Origin of the sequence: Pseudomonas sp. NFACC51, assembly GCF_900103575.1 — a bacterium.
GTDB lineage: Bacteria > Pseudomonadota > Gammaproteobacteria > Pseudomonadales > Pseudomonadaceae > Aquipseudomonas > Aquipseudomonas fluorescens_Q.
In genome coordinates, this window is sequence record NZ_FMXH01000003.1 from 466,995 (window position 1) to 489,278 (window position 22,284).

Annotated in this window: 18 protein-coding genes; 7 read left to right on the plus strand and 11 right to left on the minus strand. The window is 61.6% G+C overall.

Features of this window, described 5'->3' with window-relative positions; translation table 11 throughout:
• Window positions 1-24: 24 nt before the first annotated feature.
• The 5 genes from BLT00_RS09070 to BLT00_RS09095 all read left to right on the plus strand — a co-directional run bounded on the left by BLT00_RS09070 (window position 25) and on the right by BLT00_RS09095 (window position 7,812).
• Window positions 25-1,830: a phenylacyl-CoA dehydrogenase gene (locus BLT00_RS09070; RefSeq protein WP_092146373.1), complete on the plus strand. Its 1,806-nt coding sequence runs from the start codon at window positions 25-27 to the stop codon at window positions 1,828-1,830.
• Between the two features lie 278 nt (window positions 1,831-2,108).
• Window positions 2,109-3,398, plus strand: coding sequence for a GGDEF domain-containing protein (locus BLT00_RS09080; protein WP_072342400.1), 1,290 nt, complete (start codon window positions 2,109-2,111; stop codon window positions 3,396-3,398).
• A gap of 91 nt (window positions 3,399-3,489) precedes the next feature.
• On the plus strand, window positions 3,490-5,286 hold the full coding sequence (locus BLT00_RS09085; RefSeq protein WP_092146377.1) for an acyl-CoA dehydrogenase C-terminal domain-containing protein: 1,797 nt from the start codon (window positions 3,490-3,492) through the stop codon (window positions 5,284-5,286).
• 243 nt (window positions 5,287-5,529) lie between these two features.
• Window positions 5,530-7,308: an acyl-CoA dehydrogenase C-terminal domain-containing protein gene (locus BLT00_RS09090; protein WP_092146379.1), complete on the plus strand. Its 1,779-nt coding sequence runs from the start codon at window positions 5,530-5,532 to the stop codon at window positions 7,306-7,308.
• Window positions 7,309-7,653: 345 nt separating this feature from the next.
• Complete coding sequence (locus BLT00_RS09095) at window positions 7,654-7,812, plus strand: YqaE/Pmp3 family membrane protein (RefSeq protein ID WP_003177654.1); 159 nt, start codon at window positions 7,654-7,656, stop codon at window positions 7,810-7,812.
• Window positions 7,813-7,938: 126 nt separating this feature from the next.
• Here BLT00_RS09095 and BLT00_RS09100 read toward each other — a convergent pair whose 3' ends face one another.
• From BLT00_RS09100 to BLT00_RS09140, 9 genes are all read right to left on the minus strand, one after another.
• Complete coding sequence (locus BLT00_RS09100) at window positions 7,939-9,768, minus strand: S9 family peptidase (RefSeq protein ID WP_092146381.1); 1,830 nt, start codon at window positions 9,766-9,768, stop codon at window positions 7,939-7,941.
• Window positions 9,734-10,903, minus strand: coding sequence for a pyrroloquinoline quinone biosynthesis protein PqqE (gene pqqE, locus BLT00_RS09105; RefSeq protein ID WP_092146383.1), 1,170 nt, complete (start codon window positions 10,901-10,903; stop codon window positions 9,734-9,736). The genes BLT00_RS09100 and pqqE overlap by 35 nt, the downstream gene beginning before the upstream one ends.
• Entirely contained in the window at window positions 10,875-11,150 is a 276-nt protein-coding gene (gene pqqD, locus BLT00_RS09110) for a pyrroloquinoline quinone biosynthesis peptide chaperone PqqD (RefSeq protein WP_063324089.1), read from the minus strand. Before pqqD ends, pqqE begins: the two co-directional genes overlap by 29 nt.
• Entirely contained in the window at window positions 11,147-11,899 is a 753-nt protein-coding gene (pqqC, locus tag BLT00_RS09115; RefSeq protein WP_092146385.1) for a pyrroloquinoline-quinone synthase PqqC, read from the minus strand. The genes pqqD and pqqC overlap by 4 nt, the downstream gene beginning before the upstream one ends.
• A gap of 11 nt (window positions 11,900-11,910) precedes the next feature.
• Window positions 11,911-12,822: a pyrroloquinoline quinone biosynthesis protein PqqB gene (gene pqqB / locus BLT00_RS09120; RefSeq protein ID WP_092146387.1), complete on the minus strand. Its 912-nt coding sequence runs from the start codon at window positions 12,820-12,822 to the stop codon at window positions 11,911-11,913.
• Window positions 12,823-12,902: 80 nt separating this feature from the next.
• Window positions 12,903-12,977: a pyrroloquinoline quinone precursor peptide PqqA gene (gene pqqA / locus BLT00_RS09125; RefSeq protein ID WP_003177660.1), complete on the minus strand. Its 75-nt coding sequence runs from the start codon at window positions 12,975-12,977 to the stop codon at window positions 12,903-12,905.
• Window positions 12,978-13,146: 169 nt separating this feature from the next.
• Window positions 13,147-15,588: a pyrroloquinoline quinone biosynthesis protein PqqF gene (pqqF, locus tag BLT00_RS09130; protein ID WP_092146389.1), complete on the minus strand. Its 2,442-nt coding sequence runs from the start codon at window positions 15,586-15,588 to the stop codon at window positions 13,147-13,149.
• Between the two features lie 62 nt (window positions 15,589-15,650).
• Window positions 15,651-16,445, minus strand: coding sequence for a carbon-nitrogen hydrolase family protein (locus BLT00_RS09135; RefSeq protein WP_092146391.1), 795 nt, complete (start codon window positions 16,443-16,445; stop codon window positions 15,651-15,653).
• A 12-nt stretch (window positions 16,446-16,457) separates the two neighbouring features.
• The gene (locus BLT00_RS09140) at window positions 16,458-18,140 is read right to left on the minus strand and encodes a flavin monoamine oxidase family protein (RefSeq protein WP_063324094.1); all 1,683 of its coding nucleotides are present in this window, start codon (window positions 18,138-18,140) and stop codon (window positions 16,458-16,460) included.
• Between the two features lie 359 nt (window positions 18,141-18,499).
• Here BLT00_RS09140 and BLT00_RS09145 point away from each other — a divergent pair, with 359 nt between their 5' ends.
• Entirely contained in the window at window positions 18,500-18,865 is a 366-nt protein-coding gene (locus BLT00_RS09145; RefSeq protein WP_092146393.1) for a type II toxin-antitoxin system RelE/ParE family toxin, read from the plus strand.
• Complete coding sequence (locus tag BLT00_RS09150) at window positions 18,858-19,172, plus strand: XRE family transcriptional regulator (protein ID WP_092146395.1); 315 nt, start codon at window positions 18,858-18,860, stop codon at window positions 19,170-19,172. The genes BLT00_RS09145 and BLT00_RS09150 overlap by 8 nt, the downstream gene beginning before the upstream one ends.
• A gap of 121 nt (window positions 19,173-19,293) precedes the next feature.
• Here BLT00_RS09150 and BLT00_RS09155 read toward each other — a convergent pair whose 3' ends face one another.
• Window positions 19,294-19,755, minus strand: coding sequence for an Lrp/AsnC family transcriptional regulator (locus BLT00_RS09155; RefSeq protein WP_060743121.1), 462 nt, complete (start codon window positions 19,753-19,755; stop codon window positions 19,294-19,296).
• Between the two features lie 35 nt (window positions 19,756-19,790).
• Complete coding sequence (locus BLT00_RS09160) at window positions 19,791-22,130, minus strand: hypothetical protein (RefSeq protein WP_256572765.1); 2,340 nt, start codon at window positions 22,128-22,130, stop codon at window positions 19,791-19,793.
• Between the last annotated feature and the right edge of the window lie 154 nt (window positions 22,131-22,284).

Here is a 22,284-nt window from a genome sequence, read left to right on the forward strand (position 1 = left end):
TTACATCAGCAGAGGTTTATCGCTATGCCTGACTACAAGGCCCCCTTGCGTGATATTCGCTTCGTTCGTGACGAACTGCTTGGCTATGAAGCGCATTATCAGAGCCTTCCGGCTTGCCAGGACGCAACGCCGGACATGGTTGACGCCATTCTCGAAGAAGGCGCCAAGTTTTGTGAGCAGGTGCTGGCGCCGCTGAACCGCGTGGGCGACCTCGAAGGCTGCACCTGGAGCGAGTCCGGTGTGAAAACCCCGACCGGGTTCAAGGAAGCCTACAAGCAATTCGTCGAAGGCGGCTGGCCAAGCCTGGCCCATGATGTCGCGCATGGCGGTCAAGGCCTGCCGGAATCCCTCGGCCTGGCAGTCAGCGAGATGGTCGGTGAAGCCAACTGGTCGTGGGGCATGTACCCGGGCCTGTCCCATGGCGCGATGAACACCATTTCCGAGCACGGTACGCCTGAGCAACAAGAGGCTTACCTGACCAAGCTGGTGTCCGGTGAATGGACCGGCACCATGTGCCTGACCGAACCACACTGCGGCACTGACCTGGGCATGCTGCGCACCAAGGCCGAGCCTCAGGCCGATGGTTCCTACAAGGTTTCCGGCACCAAGATCTTCATTTCGGCCGGCGAACACGACATGGCCGACAACATCGTTCACATCGTGCTGGCGCGCCTGCCGGACGCACCGGCTGGTACCAAGGGCATTTCGCTGTTCATCGTTCCCAAGTTCCTGCCTAACGCCGACGGCTCCATCGGCCAGCGCAACGCGGTGAGCTGCGGTTCCTTGGAACACAAGATGGGCATCCACGGCAACGCCACTTGCGTGATGAACTTCGACGCGGCCACCGGTTACCTGATCGGCCCGGCGAACAAAGGCCTGAACTGCATGTTCACCTTCATGAACACCGCACGCCTGGGCACCGCGCTGCAAGGCCTGGCCCACGCCGAAATCGGTTTCCAGGGCGGCCTGAAATACGCTCGCGACCGCCTGCAAATGCGTTCCCTGACCGGCCCGAAAGCGCCAGACAAGGCCGCTGATCCGATCATCGTCCACCCTGACGTGCGTCGCATGCTGCTGACCATGAAGGCCTTCGCCGAAGGTAACCGGGCGATGGTCTACTTCACCGCCAAGCAGGTCGACATCGTCAAGTACGGCGTGGATGAAGAAGAGAAGAAAAAGGCCGATGCACTGCTGGCGTTCATGACGCCGATCGCCAAGGCCTTCATGACCGAAGTCGGTTTCGAATCGGCCAACCACGGCGTGCAGATCTATGGCGGCCACGGCTTCATCGCCGAGTGGGGCATGGAGCAGAACGTTCGCGACAGCCGTATCTCGATGCTGTACGAAGGGACCACCGGCATACAGGCACTCGACTTGCTGGGCCGTAAAGTGCTGATGACCCAGGGCGAGGCACTCAAGGGCTTCACCAAGATCGTCCACAAGTTCTGCCAGGGCAACGAAGGCAACGAAGCGGTCAAGGAATTCGTAGAACCCCTGGCTGCGCTGAACAAGGAATGGGGCGAGCTGACCATGAAGGTCGGCATGGCGGCCATGAAGGATCGCGAAGAAGTCGGCGCCGCGTCGGTGGACTACCTGATGTACTCCGGTTACGCCTGCCTGGCCTATTTCTGGGCCGACATGGCGCGCCTGGCGGCGGAAAAACTCGCAGCCGGCACCACTGAAGAAGCCTTCTACACCGCCAAGCTGCAGACCGCGCGCTTCTACTTCCAGCGCATCCTGCCGCGTACCCGTACCCACGTGGCAACCATGCTGTCGGGCGCCAACAACCTGATGGACATGAAGGAAGAGGACTTCGCGCTGGGCTACTAAGCCTCACGCGCTTCTTCCAAAAGCCGCTGCTTCTTCGGGAGCAGCGGCTTTTTCATGCCTGCCACAAATTTGTATTCACCGCAGGCCCTTGTGGGAACGAGCTCGCACACAGGGGCAACCAGGATCCTGAAACAATATTCATCCAACTCGACCCTAAGAAAACCGTCACCTCTGCCGTTACAGCGATGGCAGTGTGACATCTGTCACATCTCGCGTGCCTTACTGCTCCAGTTGCAGGCACAATGCCATCTTTGATCAGCCGGGTTGGAGCTTTACCCTTGCCGCGTTCTTCCGCTGTACGTTTCAGCCATTTCCTGCCGTCATTGCTGCTGTTGCTGGCGGGGCTTGCGGCTGCCTACGTCAAGGATCTCAACGTTTTCTTCACCTCGCTGTTCAACGTGCTCCCGACACTGGTGTTGTTGCTGGGTGGGGCGTATTGCGCGGTCTACCGACGTCAACGTGAGCTGTTTCTGATGGTCACGGTGTACATCGCCTATTTCCTGCTGGACACCCAGACTGACTTCTATCGCGATAACGGCAAGGTGCGCGAAGACGCGGCGGTGGTGTTCCATCTCGTTTGCCTGTTGTTGCCGCTGTTGTTCGGGCTGTTCGCCGCGTGGCAGGAGCGCACCCATCTGTTCCAGGACATGGTGGCGCGGTTCGCGGTGTTGCTGGTCTTTGGCAGCGTGGCGCTGGCCCTGGAGCAAAGTTACCCCCAGGCCTTGCTGTTGTGGCTTTCGGAGATCCGCTGGCCGGCGTTGCACGGTGCCTGGATGAGCCTGATCCAATTGTCTTACCCGATGTTCGCCGCCGCGTTCCTGCTGCTGGCCTGGCAATATTGGCGCAACCCCCGGCCACTGCATGCTGCGCAATTGGTGGGGGTGCTGGGGTTGTTCTGGATGTTGCCGAAAACCTTCATCCTGCCGTTCACCTTGAACATCATGTGCAGCCAGGTGATGTTGATGATCGCGGCAGCGGTCGCCCATGAGGCCTATCAAATGGCCTTCCGTGATGAACTCACCGGCCTGCCGGGCCGTCGGGCGCTGAACGAACGCATGCAGCGCCTGGGCCGCAATTATGTGCTGGCGATGAGTGACGTGGACCACTTCAAGAAATTCAACGACACCCACGGCCACGATGTGGGTGACCAGGTCCTGCGCCTGGTGGCCAGCAAATTGTCGAAAATCGGCGGTGGCGGTAGGGCGTATCGCTACGGCGGTGAGGAATTTGCCCTGGTGTTCGCAGGCAAGACCATCGACGAGTGCATGCCCCATCTGGAAGTCATTCGCCAGTCCATCGAGACGTACGCCATCCAACTGCGCAACCCTGACAGTCGTCCCCAGGACGACCAGCAAGGCCGCCAGCGTCGCTCCGGTGCCGGTGCGTCCAGCGTCTCGGTGACGGTCAGCATCGGTGTCGCGGAACGCCTCGAGCAACGCACGCCTGAAGAAGTGCTCAAGTCCGCCGACCAGGCGCTCTATAACGCCAAGGGCGCGGGGCGTAACTGTGTGATTGCCTTCGGGCAGAACCGCCGCGGTGCGGTGCGCATGGAGGCTGCCGCGGGTTGAGTGATGACGGCGCATTCAGCGTCTGGACTGTGATTGTGGGCCTGGGTGGCCGGCAGTAGGTTGAAACGATCTGCTACCGGAGAAAACCACCATGCCCGAGTACAAAGCCCCACTGCGCGACATGCGCTTTCTGATCGATCACGTCTTCGATTTCCATGGTCGCTATGCCGAGCTGGGCGCCAGCGACGCAAGCCCGGACATGGTCAGCGCGATCCTCGAGGAAGGTGCCAGGTTCTGTGAGAACGTGCTGGCGCCGCTCAATCGCTCCGGTGATGAAGAGGGTTGCCATTTCGACAACGGTGTAGTCACGACGCCGACAGGTTTCAAGCAGGCTTTCGCACAGTATGTGGAGGGCGGCTGGCATGGGCTGGCGGCGGACCCGGCGTATGGCGGCCAGGGCTTGCCTAGCTCCCTGGGCCTGGTCATCAGCGAGATGATCGGCTCCAGCAACACATCTTGGGGCATGTACCCGGGCCTGACTCATGGCGCCATGTCGGCGATTCATGCCCACGGCACGGCAGAACAGAAACAGACCTACCTGAGCAAACTCACCGCCGGCCAGTGGACTGGCACCATGTGCCTGACCGAAGCCCACTGCGGCACCGACCTGGGCATCATCAAGACCCGCGCCGTGCCCCAGGCCGACGGTAGCCATGCGATCTCCGGCAGCAAGATCTTCATTTCCGCCGGCGAACACGACATGAGCGATAACATCATCCACCTGGTGCTGGCCAAGTTGCCGGACGCTCCCGCCGGGACCAAGGGCATCTCGCTGTTCATCGTGCCCAAGTTCCTGCCCGACGCCAGGGGTGAGGCAGGGGCGCGCAATAGCGTGTCCTGTGGTTCGATTGAACACAAGATGGGCATCAAGGCATCGGCCACCTGTGTGCTGAATTTCGATGAGGCCAAGGGGTTCCTCATCGGCGAGCCGAACAAGGGCCTCAATTGCATGTTCACCATGATGAACCACGCCCGGCTCGGCACTGGCATGCAGGGCCTGTGCCTGGGCGAGGCGAGCTTCCAGGGCGCCATCAGGTACGCCAACGACCGTTTGCAGATGCGCGCGCTGACCGGCCCCAAGGCGCCGGAAAAAGTCGCCGACCCGATCATCGTCCATCCCGATGTGCGCAGGATGCTGCTGACCATGAAAGCCTTCAACGAAGGCAATCGGGCGCTGACGTATTTCACCGCGCAATTGCTCGATACCGCGCACCTGAGCCCGGACGAAACCGCCCGCCAGGAGGCCGAGGACCTGCTGGCGTTCCTCACGCCGATCTGCAAGGCGTTCATGACCGACACCGGGCTGGAGGTGACCAACCACGGCATGCAAGTGTTTGGCGGTCACGGCTTCATTCGTGAGTGGGGCATGGAGCAGTTGGTGCGAGATTGCCGCATCGCGCCGATCTACGAGGGCACTAATGGAATCCAGGCCCTGGATCTGCTGGGACGCAAGGTGCTGGGCAGCCAGGGCAAATTGTTGCGAGGTTTCACCAAAATCGTCCATAAATTCTGCGTGGCCAATGCCGAACACCCGCAGCTCAAGGCGTACGTCGCGCAACTCGACGGGCTCAACCAGCAGTGGGGCGAGCTGACCACTCGGGTTGGAATGGCCGCCATGAAGAATCCAGATGAAGTCGGCGCCGCCTCCGTGGATTATTTGATGTACAGCGGTTACGTCATCCTGGCCTACCTGTGGTTGCGCATGGCATTGGTGGCTCAGTCGCAACTCGACAGCGGCAACGGTGACGGCGATTTCTGCCAGGCCAAACTGGCGACCTGCGAGTTCTACTTCAAGCGCCTGCTGCCGCGTACGACCGCCCATCGGGCTGCGGTCGAGGCCGGGAGCGACTGCCTGATGAAGCTACCGGCAGAGTTGTTTGCCCTCTGACTGAACCCGTGGCGAGTGAGCTTGCTCCCGCTGGGCTGCGTAGCAGCCCTTTTTGTGAGTGCTGCGCACTCAAGCGGGAGCAAGCTCCCTCGCCACCATCAACATTCAAGCCTGTATATTGACTAAAAATAACAAAACAGTCATAGGTCGACCCTATGTGTCTCAAAAGTTGTTGGGGTACACTCAAGCCACTGCAAAAGCGTTTTCTTTCGAACCAACTGTTTAGATCCTGCGAGGTTTGCCATGGCTGACTACAAAGCGCCCCTGCGCGATATGCGCTTCGTCCTCAATGAAGTGTTCGAGGTCGCGAAACTCTGGGCCCAATTGCCGGCGTTGGCCGATGCCGTGGATGCCGAAACGGTCGAAGCGATCCTTGAAGAAGCCGGCAAAGTCACCAGCAAAAGCATCGCGCCCCTCAGCCGCGCCGCTGACGAAGAAGGTTGCCACTGGGCCGACGGCGCCGTCACCACGCCGGCAGGTTTCCCACAGGCCTACAAGACTTACGCTGAAGGCGGTTGGGTCGGTGTCGGCGGTGACCCGGTGTACGGCGGCATGGGCATGCCCAAGGCCGTTTCGGCCCAGGTCGAGGAAATGGTCAACTCCGCCAGCCTGTCCTTCGGCCTGTACCCGATGCTGACCGCCGGCGCCTGCCTGTCGATCAATGCCCACGCCAGTGAAGAACTGAAAGCGGCGTACCTGCCGAACATGTACGCCGGCGTCTGGGCCGGTTCCATGTGCCTGACCGAGCCTCATGCCGGTACGGACCTGGGGATCATCCGCACCAAGGCCGAACCCCAGGCCGACGGTTCCTACAAGGTCAGCGGCACGAAAATTTTCATCACTGGCGGCGAACACGACCTCACCGAGAACATCATTCACCTGGTGCTGGCGAAACTGCCGGACGCGCCGGCAGGCCCCAAGGGCATCTCGCTGTTCCTGGTGCCCAAGTTCATGGTCAATGCCGACGGCAGCCTGGGCGCGCGCAACGCGGCCAACTGCGGCTCGATCGAACACAAGATGGGCATCCAGGCATCCGCCACCTGCGTGATGAACTTCGACGAAGCCGTGGGTTATCTGGTAGGCGAGCCGAACAAGGGCCTGGCGGCGATGTTCACCATGATGAACTACGAACGTCTGGGCGTCGGCATCCAAGGCCTGGCCTCCGGTGAGCGTTCCTACCAGAACGCCATCGAATATGCCCGTGACCGCCTGCAAAGTCGTTCGCCAACCGGTGCGCAGAACAAGGACAAGGTCGCCGACCCGATCATCGTCCACCCCGACGTGCGTCGGATGCTGCTGACCATGAAAGCCTCGAACGAAGGCGGTCGGGCATTTTCCACCTACGTGGCGATGCAACTGGACACCGCCAAGTTCAGCGAAGATCCAGTCACGCGCAAGCGCGCCGAAGACCTGGTGGCGTTGCTGACACCGGTGGCGAAGGCCTTCCTGACCGACCTGGGCCTGGAAACCACAGTCCATGGTCAACAGGTGTTCGGCGGCCACGGTTACATTCGTGAATGGGGCCAGGAGCAACTGGTGCGCGATGTGCGTATCACCCAGATCTACGAAGGCACCAACGGTATCCAGGCGCTGGACCTGGTGGGGCGCAAGATCGTCGGCAGCGGCGGTGCGTTCTACAAGTTGTTTGCCGATGAAATCCGGCACTTCACTGCCACCGCGAACAGCGACCTGGCGGAGTTCACCAAGCCGCTGAACGATGCGGTCGGTACGCTGGATGAGCTGACCGAATGGTTGCTGGACCGGGCGAAAAGCAACCCGAACGAAATCGGCGCGGCGTCGGTGGAGTATCTCCAGGCGTTTGGCTACACCGCATATGCCTACATGTGGGCTCTGATGGCCAGGGCGGCCTTGGGCAAAGAAAGCCAGGATGATTTCTACGCGAGCAAATTGGGCACGGCGCGGTTTTATTTCGCCCGCCTGCTGCCGCGTATTCACTCCTTGAGTGCTTCGGTGAAGGCAGGGAGCGAGTCGCTGTTCTTGCTGGAGCCCGGACAGTTCTAAAAACTGACATTGTGTAAGCAAACGCTTACACAATGTGCTGGCGTTTTCCCTCTATCGGCAGGTTGGATCCAAGGCTAATCTACTTCACATGGACGCCGCGCAGGATGCGCAAAAGTAACAACACGGACACGTAGGATTCTGCCAGGAAGGCGGAGTGAAATGGATGTCAGGGAAACAGTCTGCAAAGCCCCGCTTCGGCGGGGTTTTCTTTTGCCTGCGTTTTTTGTTCCTGGCAGGCGTCCTCCATCGGGGCTGCTTCTGGTTGCGTTTCACTGAACCCTGGCGAGCGGCCTGGGGTCAATGAGCTATATGGCAATTTGGCCATCGTCGATCAGGGAGTTATCCATGGATTTCATTCGTATCATTATCGCCATCCTGCTGCCGCCATTGGGGGTGTTTCTGCAGGTGGGTTTTGGCGGGGCTTTCTGGCTGAATATCCTGCTGACGCTGCTGGGTTATATCCCTGGCATCGTGCATGCGGTGTACATCATCGCCAAGCGCTGAGGCCATGAGGGATTTATCTGTGGCGAGGGAGCTTGCTCCCGCTGGAGCGCGCAGCGGTCCCAATGTTTTTGCGATTGCTGCGCAATCGAGCGGGAGCAAGCTCCCTCGCCACAATGAGCGCCGTTGTCATAGACCGCAATCGATCACCCTGCGATAAAACAACCACTCATGCTCCAGCGCATGAGCCTGGTTCGCCGCCTTGCGAAAACCATGGCGTTCATCGTGATAGTAGTGCGCCTCGACCGCCACGCCGTTGGCCTGTAAAGCGTTGACCATGACGCGGGTTTGCTGCGGCACGACCACGGCGTCCAGTTCACCCTGGAAAAAGATCACCGGCACGCGAATGTTCCCGGCGTGCAGCAGCGGGGTACGGGCGCGGTAACGCTCGACGTCTTGTTGCGGATCGCCGATCAGCCAGTCCAGGTAATCACCTTCGAACTTGTGCGTAGCACGGGCCAGGGCGACAGGATCGCTCACGCCATAGAGGCTGGCGCCGGCGCGGAATACATCATGGAATGCCAGGGCGCAGAGCGTCGTGTAGCCACCGGCACTGCCGCCTCGAATGAACGCGCGTCGGCCATCGATCAGGCCTTGTTCGTCCAGATACGCGACCACCGCGCAGGCGTCCTCGACATCCACCACGCCCCAATTCAAATGCAACGCCTGCCGATAGGCCCGGCCATAGCCGCTGCTGCCGCGGTAGTTGAGATCGGCGACGGCAAAGCCACGCTGGGTCCAATACTGGATACGCGGGTCGAACAGGGGATAACAGGCCGAGGTGGGTCCGCCATGAATGAACACCACCAATGGTGGCTTTGCGGGTGCGTTCATGGCCGGGTAGAAGAACCCGTGGGCCTCGCCTGACGCGGATGGATAGCGCAGGGTTCGAGGACGGCTGATCTGTTCGATAGGCAAGGGCGTGACGCCGCCGGCCAGCACGGCCACTTCGTGGCTGTGCCGCTCAATGGCAATGACCGCCGATGGCCGGGTCGGCGAGGCTGCAACGGCGTAGATGAACCGTTCATCCAGCACCAGGCTGCGAAAGCGGGTGTAGGGGCCGGTGAAGTCTTCTTCGACATCGTCACCGTGGCATAGACCCAGGCGCCCGAAACCCGCTTCGGTCCAGCTGGCCAGGTACGTGTGTTCGCCCAGCGGCAGCCAGGTGCAACCACCCAGTTGCCACGGCGCTGGGGCGTGATCGGCTTGGGCGGCAGGCAGCGGTTCCAGGCCCTGGGCCGACTCCACCCAAGGCTGCCAGTAACCCCCGCGATCAGTCAGGCAATAAAGACGACTGGCCGCATCGAAGCGCGGTTGCTGGATGGACTCTTCTTCACCGTTGCCCGCGACACAGCGCGGCGCACCCCAACCCGCGGTGTTGCGCTCGGCCAGCATCAAGCGCGTTGCGGTCCAGGGTTGATGCGGGCGGCTCCATTCAATCCAGGCGAGCCGCTGGCCGTCCGGGCTCACGGTGGGTGACGCGTAGAAATCCGCACCTTCGGCCAGCAGGTGTCGCTGATGATCCACCAGCCCGATCGACACCAGGCGATGCTGGTTGGCCCGTTCTTCCACCGCCAGTACCTGGCCGTCGGCGAAGCTCAGATCCCCATAACGGCAGTCACCCGAGGTCAGCGCTATGGGGCGTTCGTCGTTCAGGGATTGGTGGTACAGCTGCTGGTCGGCCTCATTGACGAACAGCACACCGTAATGGCTCAGGCAGAATGATCCACCGCCGTATTCATAGACCCGGCTGCGCGCGCTGAACCCGTCCGGTGTCAGGCAGCGGGGCATGGCGTCTTGCCAATGCCAGATCCGGCAGGCACCGTCTGCGGGGCGGTATTCATTCCAGAACAGGCCCAAAGGCCCGAGCTGCAGTTCGGCGAAGTCGGTGCCGGCGGCAACGGCCTGGGCGGCGCTGAAAGGCTCAGCCTTTGGCGATGAGGCGCGAGTTTCGTTCATTGCGAAAGGCCAATTGTTCGATGGTTTGCGTGGCGTGCTCGGCGTCTTCACGCGCCTGCAGGATCACCCCGTGATGTTCGGATTTGCTGCACACCGGGTCGGCGTTGCTGGCGTCGCCGGTGAGCATGAACGCCTGGCAGCGGCAGCCGCCGAAGTCCTTTTCTTTTTCATCGCAGGAGCGGCACGGTTCGGGCATCCAGTCATAACCGCGGAAGCGGTTGAAGCCGAATGAGTCGTACCAGATGTGCTGCATGCTGTGGTCGCGCACGTTGGGAAATTGCACCGGCAACTGGCGGGCACCGTGACAGGGCAATGCCGTGCCGTCCGGCGTGACGGTGAGGAAAATGCTGCCCCAGCCGTTCATGCAGCCCTTGGGGCGTTCTTCGTAGTAGTCCGGCGTGACGAAGATCAGCTTGCACGGATTGCCTTGCGCTTCCAGCTTGGCGCGGTATTCGTTGGTGACACGCTCGGCACGCACCAGTTGTTCCCGAGTGGGCAGCAGGCCGACGCGGTTGAGCTGCGCCCAGCCATAGAACTGGCACGTGGCAAGCTCGACGAAGTCGGCCTCCAGAGCGATGCACAGCTCGATGATGCGATCGATCTTGTCGATGTTGTGCCGATGGGTCACGAAGTTCAGCACCATCGGGTAGCCGTGGGCTTTCACCGCCCGGGCCATTTCCAGTTTTTGCGCGAAGGCTTTCTTCGAGCCGGCCAGGAGGTTATTCACCTGCTCGTCGCTGGCCTGGAAACTGATCTGGATATGGTCGAGGCCGGCCTTCTTGAAGTCGCTGATTTTCTGCTCGGTCAGGCCGATGCCGGAAGTGATCAGGTTGGTATAGAAACCCAGCCGGCGCGCCTCGCCGATCAACTCGGCCAGGTCCTGGCGCACCAACGGCTCGCCGCCGGAAAAGCCCAGCTGCGCGGCGCCCATCTCGCGGGCTTCGCGAAAGACCTTGAACCACTGCTCGGTGCTCAGCTCCTGGCCCTGTTCGGCGAAGTCCAGCGGGTTGGAGCAATATGGGCATTGCAGCGGGCAACGGTAGGTCAGCTCGGCCAGCAGCCACAGCGGCAGGCCGACTTCAGGCTTGGGCGGCAGCCCGTTGGTCTCAGACAAGTTCGATCCAGTGCTGTGCACGGGCGACCTCCATGAATTGCTCGATGTCGTCACCGAGTTCCGGCACGTCGGGAAACTGCTTCGCCAACTCGCCGACGATGGCCGCGACATCCCGTTCACCGTCGATCAGCCCGCCGATCAGCGCAGCGCTGTCGTTCAGCTTGATCATGCCTTCAGGATAGAGCAGCACATGGCCTTTCTGTGCCGGTTCGTACTGGAAGCGATAGCCAGGGCGCCAGCGTGGGGTTTGGCTGCGGTTAAAACTCATAAGGTAATTCCTTTGTGCCAAACCCGTTGGTCGGTCACGCTGTGGTAGGGCGGGCGGTTCAATTCGTAGGCCATGCTCATGGCGTCGAGCATGCTCCAGAGGATGTCCAGCTTGAACTGGAGAATCTCCAGCATTCGCTCTTGCCCTGCGCGGGTGGTGTAGTGCTGCAAGGTGATCGCCAGGCCATGCTCCACGTCACGCCGGGCCTGGCCCAGGCGGGTGCGGAAGTATTGATAGCCGGCTGGGTCGATCCACGGGTAATGCTGCGGCCAGCTGTCCAGGCGCGACTGGTGGATCTGCGGGGCGAACAGTTCGGTCAGCGAGCTGCTGGCGGCTTCCTGCCAGCAGGCCCGCCGGGCGAAGTTGACGTAGGCGTCCACGGCGAAACGCACACCTGGCAGCACCAATTCCTGGGAGCGCAGTTGATCGGGGTCCAGGCCCACCGCCTGGCCCAGCCGCAGCCAGGCTTCGATACCGCCGTCTTCGCCGGGGGCTCCGTCATGGTCGAGCAGGCGCTGGATCCACTCGCGGCGGATTTCCCGGTCCGGGCAATTGGCCAGGATTGCGGCATCCTTGAGCGGGATGTTGACCTGATAGTAAAAACGGTTCGCGACCCAGCCCTGGATCTGCTCGCGAGTCGCGCGGCCCTCATACATCGCCACGTGATAGGGGTGATGGATGTGGTAATACGCGCCCTTGGCACGCAGGGCGGCTTCGAACTCGGCGGGGGACAGGGGGGTGTCAGTCATTTCCGTTGCTCCTACAGTTCAATACTCATGCCGTCGTAAGACACTTCGACATTGCGCCGCACCAGCTCGGCCCGTTCGACGGAGTCTTCATCGAGGATCGGGTTGGTGTTGTTGATATGAATAAGGATCTTGCGCTGATTGGGCAGTCGCTCCAGCACTTCCAGCATCCCGCCGGGCCCATTCTGTGCCAGGTGGCCCATTTCCCGGCCAGTGCGGGTGCCGACGCCACGGCGCTGCATTTCATCGTCGTCCCACATCGTACCGTCCACCAGCAGACAATCGCTGCCGGCCATGATCTCCAGCAACGACTCGTCGACCTTGCCCAGGCCCGGGGCATAGAACAGTTTGCCTCCCGTGCGAAGGTCTTCGACGATCAGCCCGATATTGTCGCCCGGGTGCGGGTCGAAGCGGTGCGGTGAATAGGGCGGTGCGGCGCTGCGCAGGGGCAGCGGGGTGAAGCGCAGGTTCGGGCAGGCCGGGATGGTGAACGATTGGTCGAGTTCGATACGGTTCCAGCTCAACCCGCCGTTCCAGTGGGTCAGCATGTTGAACAGCGGAAAGCCTGTGCTCAGGTCTTCATGGACCATGTCGGTGCACCAGACCTGGTGCGGGCACCCTTCGCGCAGGCTGAGCAGGCCGGTGGTGTGGTCGATCTGGCTGTCCATCAGGATGATCGCGCCAATGCCGGTGTCGCGCAGGGCCCGGCCCGGCTGCATCGGGGCGAACGCCTGGAGCTGGGCGCGAATGTCCGGGGAGGCGTTGCACAGCACCCAGTTCACACCGTCATCGGACAGGGCGATGGACGATTGGGTGCGCGCCTGGGCCCGCAGGCTGCCGTCGCGAAAACCTGCGCAATTGGCGCAGTTGCAGTTCCACTGGGGGAAACCGCCACCGGCGGCAGAACCTAGAATCTGGACGAACATGGCTGCTCCATCTGCAAACCGAAATAAAAACGCCTCGGCTGGCCGAGGCGTAGTGCTGCGTGCTTAACCGCCTGCAGCATTCAACGGCTGGCGAAGTACATGGTGACTTCGAAACCGATACGCAGGTCGATATATGCGGGTTTGGACCAGGACATGGGAATACTCCTTTGGTTGGGATGCTTTCGTTAGTTGGAACGGTTGAGACCTATACATATAGTCCACCTCCGCGCGGAGATGTTCAGATGCTTAGGCGGCTATGTTACTAAATCTGACAGATCGTTCGCCGCGATTCTCGAAGAAAGCTCATTACGGCCGCTGCAATGATCACTGCGGCGCTTGCCAGCGCTCTCCCGGACAGGCTCCGTTGCTCAGGCAATACCATCCCCCTTCAGCCTCGATCAGACGTTGGGCGGCTCTTTGTAGCTGCGTGCGATCCAGGTACACGATGGCAGCGGAGAGTTGTTCAAGATAATCCGACGGGTGGCCGGCCAGCTTGCCCTGCCAGAGCAGCTCGGCGGCCTGGGCGCAGGGCAGGGCGGTGCTCTGGAGTTGGGCGGCAAGCGCCTGCTGCTGGCCGGTCAGGGAAACATCATCGAGTTGCTGGAGCAACGTCGGTAACCCGGCCAGGAACTGTTCGATGTGGGCGCTCAGTTGCGTCGCCGAAAGGCTGGGCGATTGGACGCCGAACAATATCCCGGTTTGCCCGTCGATCTGCTTCAACCCACTGAACACCGCATAGCCCAACTGCAACTCGACGCGCAGGCGCTGATAGAACGGCGTCTGACACAGCTGTGCCAGCAATCGCCAGGCGGCTTCGTCGGCCAGCGTCGGGGTGGCTGTCGGGCAAAACAGCAACACGGCCGGTTCTTCGCCGTGAGTCTGGAGCGTATGCCAGAGGCGTTGCCCGCGAGGTGCCGGCGCCAGGCTGGCTTCATCGCCGGCAATGCCCGGCACTCGGGCCAGCGCAGGGCCCAACGGCCCTTGGGTGGCCGCCGACAGGCCGATGCACAGCCCGTCCCATCGGGCCGTTGTCCACACGCTTTGGTCGCTGTCGGGCATTGGCAACGCTGACGCTTGGCGGTTGGGGTGGCAGTGATCTGGCAGCGCCTTCAACAGATGCCGAATCGGCATCGGCGGGGGTTCCTGACTGGCCAGGGCCATTGGCAGCGGTTGCGCAAGCTTCGTCAGAACGTGTTCGAGCACCAACGGTATCGGCGCCTGTAAGCCAACCAGTTTCAGTAGCCATTGATTACCGGAGGACTGGAAGCTGACATCCACGCCGGCCTGGCGAGCATCCTCTCGCACATCCTGCAGGTGCCGGTCGAGCCTGGATTGAAAGTCCTGCGGTGTCTGGGTCGCCAGTTGCCAGCGCAGGTACACCGCGCCTTCACGACCGTTGTCTGGCAGCGCCTGGCTGAACTGCATGGGTGAGCGTTCCCGACGCCCCCGGGAGCGGTCCTGGGCGAAGGTTCGCAAGCCGCGGTGGGCGCTGGTCTGGCCGCGTATCAGCCCGGCGCGGGGCGCTTCGCTTGGCGTTTGCAGGAACGGATTGGGTGTGGGCAGTTGCCAGGGTTCCACGACGTTATCGGCGGGGTGCAGTTGCCTGAGGATTTCCCTGAGCCTCACGAGGTCGTTTGCCAACAGCGGCCCGTCACGTCCTTCACCGTCCCAGCGGGCCACCTGCAAGGCCGATCCTGTCTCCTGCCGACGCTGCAACAGTGCGGTGAACTCCTGGCGCAACGGCGCCCAGTCGTCCTGGGCGGCAAAGAACCCCAGCCAGTCGTGCAGCAGCGGCTGGATTTGCGCCGATGCCAGAGCGTTGGCGTGCTTGACTTCGATGTGCAGCAGCGCCTGCCCGGCAAACTCATACAGCGCGGTGGCCTTGAGGCTGTCAGCCAGGCCGCGCTGACGCAACGTGGCGAGCAAGCCGCCCGGTTTGCTGGAGTTCAGCCACATACAGAGAAAGTCCAGGGCTTGAGGCGAGGCGGCCGGTAAATCTTCGAAGGCGAACAGCAGATCAAGGCAACCCTCGCGGGCCTGTTGATAACTTGTCGGGGACGATGCCATCAAACTTGGTGGTGCCGGCCTGGCAAGCGCTTCACCGCCAGGTAGGTGCCTGCCGAACTGTTCAGCCAGCGCTTTCAAGGCGTCGATGCTTTGCGGGCCGGCCAGGCTCAAGGTCATCTGGCCGCTCTGGTAAAAGCGGCGATAGAAGTCGTGCAAGGCGCTTTGGAATTCGCTTTGCGCCACCGCGAGGCTGTCGCGATTGCCGGCATGAAAACCCCGCAGCGGATGGGTCGCCGACAGGCCGTCGTGCAGGGCAAGCTGGCGCTGGGCTGCTGCATCCTGGGACCAGGCGATGAACTCGGCGTGCAGCACTTCTCGTTCGCGCAACTGATCGGCCTCATCCAGGCGTGGGTGAGTGAGCATGTCCCCCAGCCGTTCCAGTCCCTCGGCGAAGGTTGCGGGTGGCAATTCGAAGAAAAAATCCGTGGTGCGTTCGCTGGTGCGTGCATTGACCTGGCCGCCATGGCGCTGCACATAGGCCATCAGGTTCTCCCCAGCGGGAAAACGCTCGGTGCCGAGGAAGAACAGATGCTCGAGCAAGTGCGCCAATCCCGGCCAGGCCAGGGGCGCGTCATGGCTGCCAGCCGCGACTCGCAGTACTGCAGCGCTGCGCTTGAGGCCTGGGACGTGACGCAATGTCACCCGCAAGCCGTTGGCCAGGGTTTCAGTGTGGGGGCGGAGGGAGTCGGGGGCCGGCATGAGCGCTTCCAGAACAAAGATGCGCTCATGCTAGCGGATTAGGCCGCGTTCTCAATCCTCAATCAGTGTTTGTGCAGGTCGTCGTAAAGCTCAGGGCGGCGATCATGCAGGTAGTTGTAGGCCGCGCGGGAGTCGTCCATCAGTTGTCGATCCAGTTCTGCGACGATCAAGGCCTCATCCAGCCCTGCAAGCGCCGGGCGGCTGCCATTCGGCGCGGCGATACTGCTTTGGCCACAATACTGCAATTCACCTTCGTGGCCGCAGTAGTTGGCGTACGCCACGAAACACTGGTTCTCGATGGCCCGGGCCCGCACGGTGACGTCGGCGATGAACTCGTAAGGTTGCATGTTGGCGGTCGGCACCAGGATCAGCTCGGCGCCGGCCAGGGCCAGGCGTCGGGCATTTTCCGGAAATTCCAGGTCGTAGCAGACCAGGAGGCCAAGCTTCCAGCCATTGAGCTCCACGATGGGCAATGCGGCGTCGCCGGCGCTGAACATGGCGTGATCAAGGTCGCCGAACAGGTGGCTCTTGCGGTAGTTGGCCAGGCGCTCACCCTGGGGGTCGATCAGCTGCACGGCGTTGTAGATCTGCCCGTCTTCGCCGCGCTCAGGGTAGCCGTAGACAATCGCCAGGCCGGCGGCCTTGGCAATGCGGGCGATCTGTTGCGCCCACTCGCCGTTGTAGACCTCGGCCAATACATTCACCGCGTCGACGCCGATGTTGTAGCCGGTCATGAACATCTCCGGCAGCACCAGCACATCGGCGCCCCTGGCTTCCAGCGCCACCTGGTGCAGGCGGTGCAGGTTGCCGGCCGGATCCAGTGGCAGCGGTGGGCATTGGTAGAGGGCTACGCGCATCGAAAACTCCTTTTATTCGGGCAGGGCGATCGGACCGATCTCGTGGAACACATCACCAGGACCCGGGTTCTCGGCGTGAGTTTCACCGCCGAAGTGCTTCATGATTCCCCACACGGCATTGAGTGAGGTCTGTACCGCGCCTTCGACCCAGGCCGGTGTCCATGAGACGTCATCACCGGCGATAAAGATCCCGCGTTGTTCGGCCGGCATGTCGTCCTGCATGAAATGCGCATACATACGCTGGTTGTAGCGATAGTGGCCGGGCAGGGCGCCCTTGAACGCGCCGAGGAAATGCGGGTCGGCTTCCCAGGACACGGTAATCGGATCGCCGATGATCCGCGCGGCGATGTCCACCTTGGGATAGATTTTCTTCAGGGCATCGAGGGCCAGCTTCACGCGTTTTTCCACCGGGTGCGGGAGCATTTTCAGCGCGTCGCTCATCCAGGAATACGATAGGCAAATCACCCCTGGCTTGTCGTCCCCGTTGTCGAACAGGTAGGTGCCACGGGTAAGACGGTCGGTCAGGGTCATGCTCATCAGGTCGCGGCCGGTCTCGGGGTCCTTGTCCTTCCAGAATGGCCGGTCGACCATCACGAAGGTCTTCGACGATTGCATGTAGCGGGTGCGGTCCAGGGCCATCCACATTTTTTGCGAGAACAGCGCTTCTTCACATTCGATCTGGGTGGTCAGCAGCCAACTCTGGCAGGTGACCAGCACAGCGGCGTACTCGCGGGTGTTGTCCCAGACGTCGGTCACGCTGAATCGGCCATCGGCCGCACGGGCAATGCGCTTCACACCGCTGCGTGGGGCACCCAGGTGCAGTGAATTCAGGCTGGTCCCTTGCGGCCAGTGCGCGCAGCGTTCCGGCACGTGGTTCCAGATGCCGTGGGGCACCTGCTCGACGCCGCCGACCACCAGGTGCTGGTGGTCGTCGCAGTTGGTCATCACGACCCGGAAGATTTCCAGCATCGAATTGGGGAAGTCCGAATCCCAGCCGCCGGTGCCGAAACCGACCTGGCCGAACACTTCGCGGTGCTGGAAAGAGAGCTTGGCGAAGGCCTTGGAGGTGGCGACGAAGTCGTAGAAGGTGCGGTCGTCCCACAGTGGCACCAAGGTGTTCCACAGCGCCTTGAGGCGTGGCACGTCGCGGTCGCGGATCGCCTGCTGGATGTCGCCGAAGCGCGAGCCATCCTCCAGCGCATCGGCCCAGGCGTCGGCGACTTCCTGGAACAGGGCGGGGAGGTCCGCCAGTTTCTGTGCGTAGTAGGTCTGGCCTTCCAGGTCGATGACCGTGCTGCCGGAAGCGGGGGTCAGCGGGTTGGGAAATGGTTTGGTCTCCAGGCCCAGCTTGTCGACGTAATGGTAGAACGCGGTGGAGGACACCGGAAAACGCATGCCGCCCAGCTCGGCGATCACCCCTTCGGCACCATTGAACGCTTGTGAGCGCAGGCGCCCACCCATCTTCGACGCCTCGTAGACCACGGGTTTGAGACCCAGCTTCATCAGCTCGTACGCCGCCACCAGGCCGGCGATCCCGGCCCCGACAATCGCCACTTCGGTACCGTGGTTGTGGGCGGGTATGCTGCCCAGGCCAGCCGGATGCTCGATCCAGTCGTCAAAGGCGAAAGGAAAGTCCGGCCCGAAAATGGTGATGGGCTTCTTACCGTCTGCTGGGTGGCGATTGTTCTTGTTCATGGCTGACCTTGATGGGCGACTCGACGCGGTGTTCGCGTCTGAGTATAGGAAAGATGCCAGCCATTCTAGGGAGGGTGGAACACGTTAATAAGACACAATATGTCGTCGTTTTGAGCGTATTGCAGTCATTTTGATCTATTCATAAATCATAATGACGAAACCTGTCCACTGTGGGGGCGAGCTAGCTCGCGATAGCGGTGCGTCAGTCAATGAAGGTGCTGAGTGAATTAACACCATCGCGAGCTCGCTCCCACAGAAACGCGCCCTAACAATTGTCTGCGCGATCAACAGCAACAGATACCCGCCGAAACTCCTATGGTTATTCCCTTGAGGTTATATATCCTGGGTGGCATATTTGTATGAAATGGGACGTTGAATACACTGACGAATTTGAGTTGTGGTGGGACCGTCTCAGTGAGTCAGAGCAGGACTCGGTACAGGTTTCGGTGATGCTGCTCGGCGATACCGGGCCGTATCTGGGCTTTCCTCACACCAGTGATATCAAAGGTTCGCGTCATGGCAACCTTCGTGAGTTACGGGTGCAACATGCAGGTAGGCCTTATCGTGTGCTCTATGCGTTTGATCCACGACGCTGCGCCATCCTGCTGATCGGGGGAGACAAGACCGGCCAGGACCGTTGGTATCAGCAATATGTGCCTTTGGCCGAACGCCTCTATGACGAGCATTTGGAAGTATTGGAGAGAGAGGGCTTTGACCATGGCTAAGAAATTTTCCGATTTGATGGCGCGTCGTTCGCCTGACTCCCAGGCGCGTGCACAGGCTCTGTATCAGCAGTTGCGTGCAGAAATGCCGTTGCACGAGTTGCGTCAGGCACAGGAGTTGAGCCAGGAGGCCTTGGCCAAGACACTGCATATCAACCAGGCGGCAGTCTCGAAAATGGAGCGCCGTACAGACATGTACATCAGCACATTGCGCAACTACATCCGGGCCATGGGGGGGGAGTTGGAGATTATCGCGACCTTCCCGGAGGGGCAGGTCAGGATCGAAAATTTCTCCCATCCAACACCGTAACTTACGTTGTTCCCAGTGGGAGCGAGCCTGCTCGCGATAGCGTCGGTTCAGTCAGCACTTTCATGGACTGACAGACCGCCATCGCAAGCAAGCTCGCTTCCACAGGTCAAGTACGCAGGGCTTAGACTGGCTGGCCTCGATCGATCTTGCTGCTGAGGATGATCGAGGTGGTGGTTTTTTCCACGCCGTCCACGCTGCCGATCTGGTCCAGCAACTGGTCCAGCTGTTCCGGCGAGTCCGTGCGCAACCAGGCGACATAGTCGAACTCACCGCTGACCGCGCACAGTTGCTGTACCTGGGCCATGGCGCTCAAGCGTCGCAGCACGTCCTTGCCGGAACGCGGCTGGACCTTGATGCCGACGTAAGCCTGCAAGCCGCCGTCAATCACCCGTTGGCCCAGGCGCACGCCATATCCGGTAATCACCTTGGTCTTTTCCAGGCGCGCCAAGCGCGAAGTTACGGTTGTCCGGGCGATACCCAGCTGCCGGGCCAGCATGGCGACGCTTTCCCGGGCATTGATTTGCAGGGCCGCGATCAGTTGGCGGTCGATTTCGTCGAGGACGGGAGGGCGGGTGTCAGGCAAGGTGGGCTCCGGCGGGGGCATCGGTGGCGAGCATGTTACAGGCTCTCGCGTTCGAAATAGCCAATGGCGGGTAAGGTCAGCGCTCGCCAGGCAGGGGCCAGGTGTACTTGCGAAGACCTGAGCCAGAAACCGTCCTGGCACACCAGCTGTTCAGCGGGCGCTTGCAGCAAAAGGGTCAGAGGCAATGACTGTACCGAACCTGGGTCGTCATTGTCCTCTGCTTCCCAATCGCGCTCGAAACACCGTACATGCAGCTGTTCGTCGTCGAAGCTTTCAAACAGCGGCCGATTGCCCAGCCACTGCGGATGCACCCGCAACGTGTGTTCCTGGACATCCAGGAGCAGCAATTGCCAGCCTCGATAACTGCCACACTGTTCTGTCACATCGGTTGCCATGCAGGTCAGGGCCAGGTAACGGCTATCCGTCGACCAGATCATCGACGGTGCCAGATCAACCAACGCGCAGCCTGAGGCTGTCAGCAAATGGCCTCCGAGCCGGGGCGCCTGTGCACGCACCCAACTGTCGGCATATTCCGTTTCGCTGCCGAACAGCCAGGCGGCATCCTGATGGTCGGGGGCAGGCTGGATGAAGTCACCGTCGGCGTTGGCCACTTGCGGACAATCCACCAGGCGCCAAGGGGCAACGCTGTGCAGGTGTGTATCGCTCACCTGCAGCTCCACGGTGTTGTAGAACAGCCGGGATTGTTCGTCGGATTGAAAGAACGAAGGGACGCTATCGCTCTGCGGCGCGGTGATGTTGAAGCGTTGCAGTGCGCTGCTCTCCAGGTCTTGATCAAGACGTCCGGCAACCACTGCCAGGCTCAGCCGGCCGGCGCGGAAATCGAGCAGGCGGGCGACCCACATCGCGGGCCCCTGCAGCAGCTGTCGTTCCTTCAGATCGGCGACCACCCCGTGGGTTGCGACCGTCGTGGCACCGTCGAAGGGCAGCAGGGCCAGGTAACGCCCGCAATCGGAGACCCGATGATCCAACAACCAGCGGCCAGGTAATTGCCAGTCGCCGATCTGACAGCGATAACCGCCCAGCCCATCGGGATTATCGCCAAGCCAGGTCAACCGCGCGCGCACCCCGTCCTGCATCGGCTGCGTCTCGATGTACGAGTCACCGCGCTGGCCTTGGCTGTCCAACGGCATGGCGATGGTCATGCGGGTCAGCGCAAATTCGCCAACCTGCACGCGACCTTGGGCGTCATGATCGACCTGGATCTCGGTATCGCCGTGGATGCTGTCCAAGCGGTAGCCATAACGCCCGGAGCCCGGTCGCGGATAGTCAAGGTACGAGCCTATCTGCACATGGCTTGCGTCGAGACCCAGCAGCTCGTGCCAATAGAAGGACGGTTCTGTTTCGCTCTTCACCCACGGCGAGGGCAGGGCGCGCCAGCCCAGGTCCAGCTGCCACAGCCAATACTGGTCGCCGTCTGCTTGAGGGGGTTGTTCCTGGGCCAGACACACCATGGCGCGTTGATCGCTGCTCCATACCAACGGCGCATCGGCCGCCATCAACAGGCCGGACGGTTGCCCGTTGACGCTGATGGCGTAGCGCGGTGAAACCAGCGGTTCCAGCGGCTGGGCCAGGTCGCGAAATGTCGCGGGCAAGGCAATGTCGCCCCGCAGGCAGTGCTGGCCGTCCGCAGAACGCCGCTCGAAGGCATGTTGAACCTGCTCGGGATGCCAATCGGAGTCCAGCCACAGGTCGGCGAAGGCGACCAGGTGGGTAACGCTGGCCGTCTGGAGCAACTCATCCAGTCGGATTTCGCGAACGCTGTCGTCCACCAGCGGGCTATGGCGCCCGCTCAACACGCCGAGATCAAAAGCGTCCAACTCCCAGAGTTCGCTGTCGGCACAGCGGTACACCTGGCGCTGTTGACGATCGAGGACGACCAGCCCCCAGTTCTGCCGGGACGGTACGGTCGCCGCAAAATAGCGCCCGTCGCGGGAGAACATGGACGAAGAGCCAAGGCCTTGCAGGAGCACGCCGTCGGGGAACAGGTAGTCACAATAAGTGGGGCCACCCATGGCGATTTCACTGTGGTTGAACACCCGGATCGGCTCGCCTTCAGGCGTCAATTGCGGCTCGCTTCCACCCCAAGCACTGGCGCCTTTGCAGGAAACGGACGCCAAACCCAGGCGCCGCTCCCAGGCACTGACACACACCAGGCCGCCGCCGATGCTGGCGATGGCCGCCAGGATGCCCCACCACTCAGGCAAGGCCCGACCCACACTGAAACCCAGGCCGAACACGGCGCCGACGATCAACCTGCCACAGACTCGCCCGGCCGACAGAAAACCGAATCGTGCGGCAAACCCCATCAGCAGGCCGAAGAACAACACCGCCAGCAAAGCCAATGGGGGAGGCAATATCGTGACGAAAAAAGCCGGCACCAGCAGGATGCCGAGTTGCCAGAACAGTTCAAGAAACAGTCGGGAGAGGCTGGGGCTGGCGATGATGGAGATCTCGCTTGAGGAGGTTGAACGGGCCTCGCCCGTCGTTAATTCCCCAGAGTATTACTTC

What these genes read in the sequence shown, in the direction of transcription:
- BLT00_RS09150 (WP_092146395.1), top strand. Translation starts at nt 18,858, where the DNA reads ATGGCTAAGAAATTTTCCGATTTGATGGCGCGTCGTTCGCCTGACTCC.
- pqqB (WP_092146387.1), bottom strand. Translation starts at nt 12,822, where the DNA reads ATGTTCGTCCAGATTCTAGGTTCTGCCGCCGGTGGCGGTTTCCCCCAG.
- pqqD (WP_063324089.1), bottom strand. Translation starts at nt 11,150, where the DNA reads ATGAGTTTTAACCGCAGCCAAACCCCACGCTGGCGCCCTGGCTATCGC.
- pqqF (WP_092146389.1), bottom strand. Translation starts at nt 15,588, where the DNA reads ATGCCGGCCCCCGACTCCCTCCGCCCCCACACTGAAACCCTGGCCAAC.
- BLT00_RS09135 (WP_092146391.1), bottom strand. Translation starts at nt 16,445, where the DNA reads ATGCGCGTAGCCCTCTACCAATGCCCACCGCTGCCACTGGATCCGGCC.
- BLT00_RS09095 (WP_003177654.1), top strand. Translation starts at nt 7,654, where the DNA reads ATGGATTTCATTCGTATCATTATCGCCATCCTGCTGCCGCCATTGGGG.
- BLT00_RS09145 (WP_092146393.1), top strand. Translation starts at nt 18,500, where the DNA reads ATGAAATGGGACGTTGAATACACTGACGAATTTGAGTTGTGGTGGGAC.
- BLT00_RS09085 (WP_092146377.1), top strand. Translation starts at nt 3,490, where the DNA reads ATGCCCGAGTACAAAGCCCCACTGCGCGACATGCGCTTTCTGATCGAT.
- pqqC (WP_092146385.1), bottom strand. Translation starts at nt 11,899, where the DNA reads ATGACTGACACCCCCCTGTCCCCCGCCGAGTTCGAAGCCGCCCTGCGT.
- BLT00_RS09070 (WP_092146373.1), top strand. Translation starts at nt 25, where the DNA reads ATGCCTGACTACAAGGCCCCCTTGCGTGATATTCGCTTCGTTCGTGAC.
- BLT00_RS09100 (WP_092146381.1), bottom strand. Translation starts at nt 9,768, where the DNA reads ATGAACGAAACTCGCGCCTCATCGCCAAAGGCTGAGCCTTTCAGCGCC.
- BLT00_RS09090 (WP_092146379.1), top strand. Translation starts at nt 5,530, where the DNA reads ATGGCTGACTACAAAGCGCCCCTGCGCGATATGCGCTTCGTCCTCAAT.
- BLT00_RS09140 (WP_063324094.1), bottom strand. Translation starts at nt 18,140, where the DNA reads ATGAACAAGAACAATCGCCACCCAGCAGACGGTAAGAAGCCCATCACC.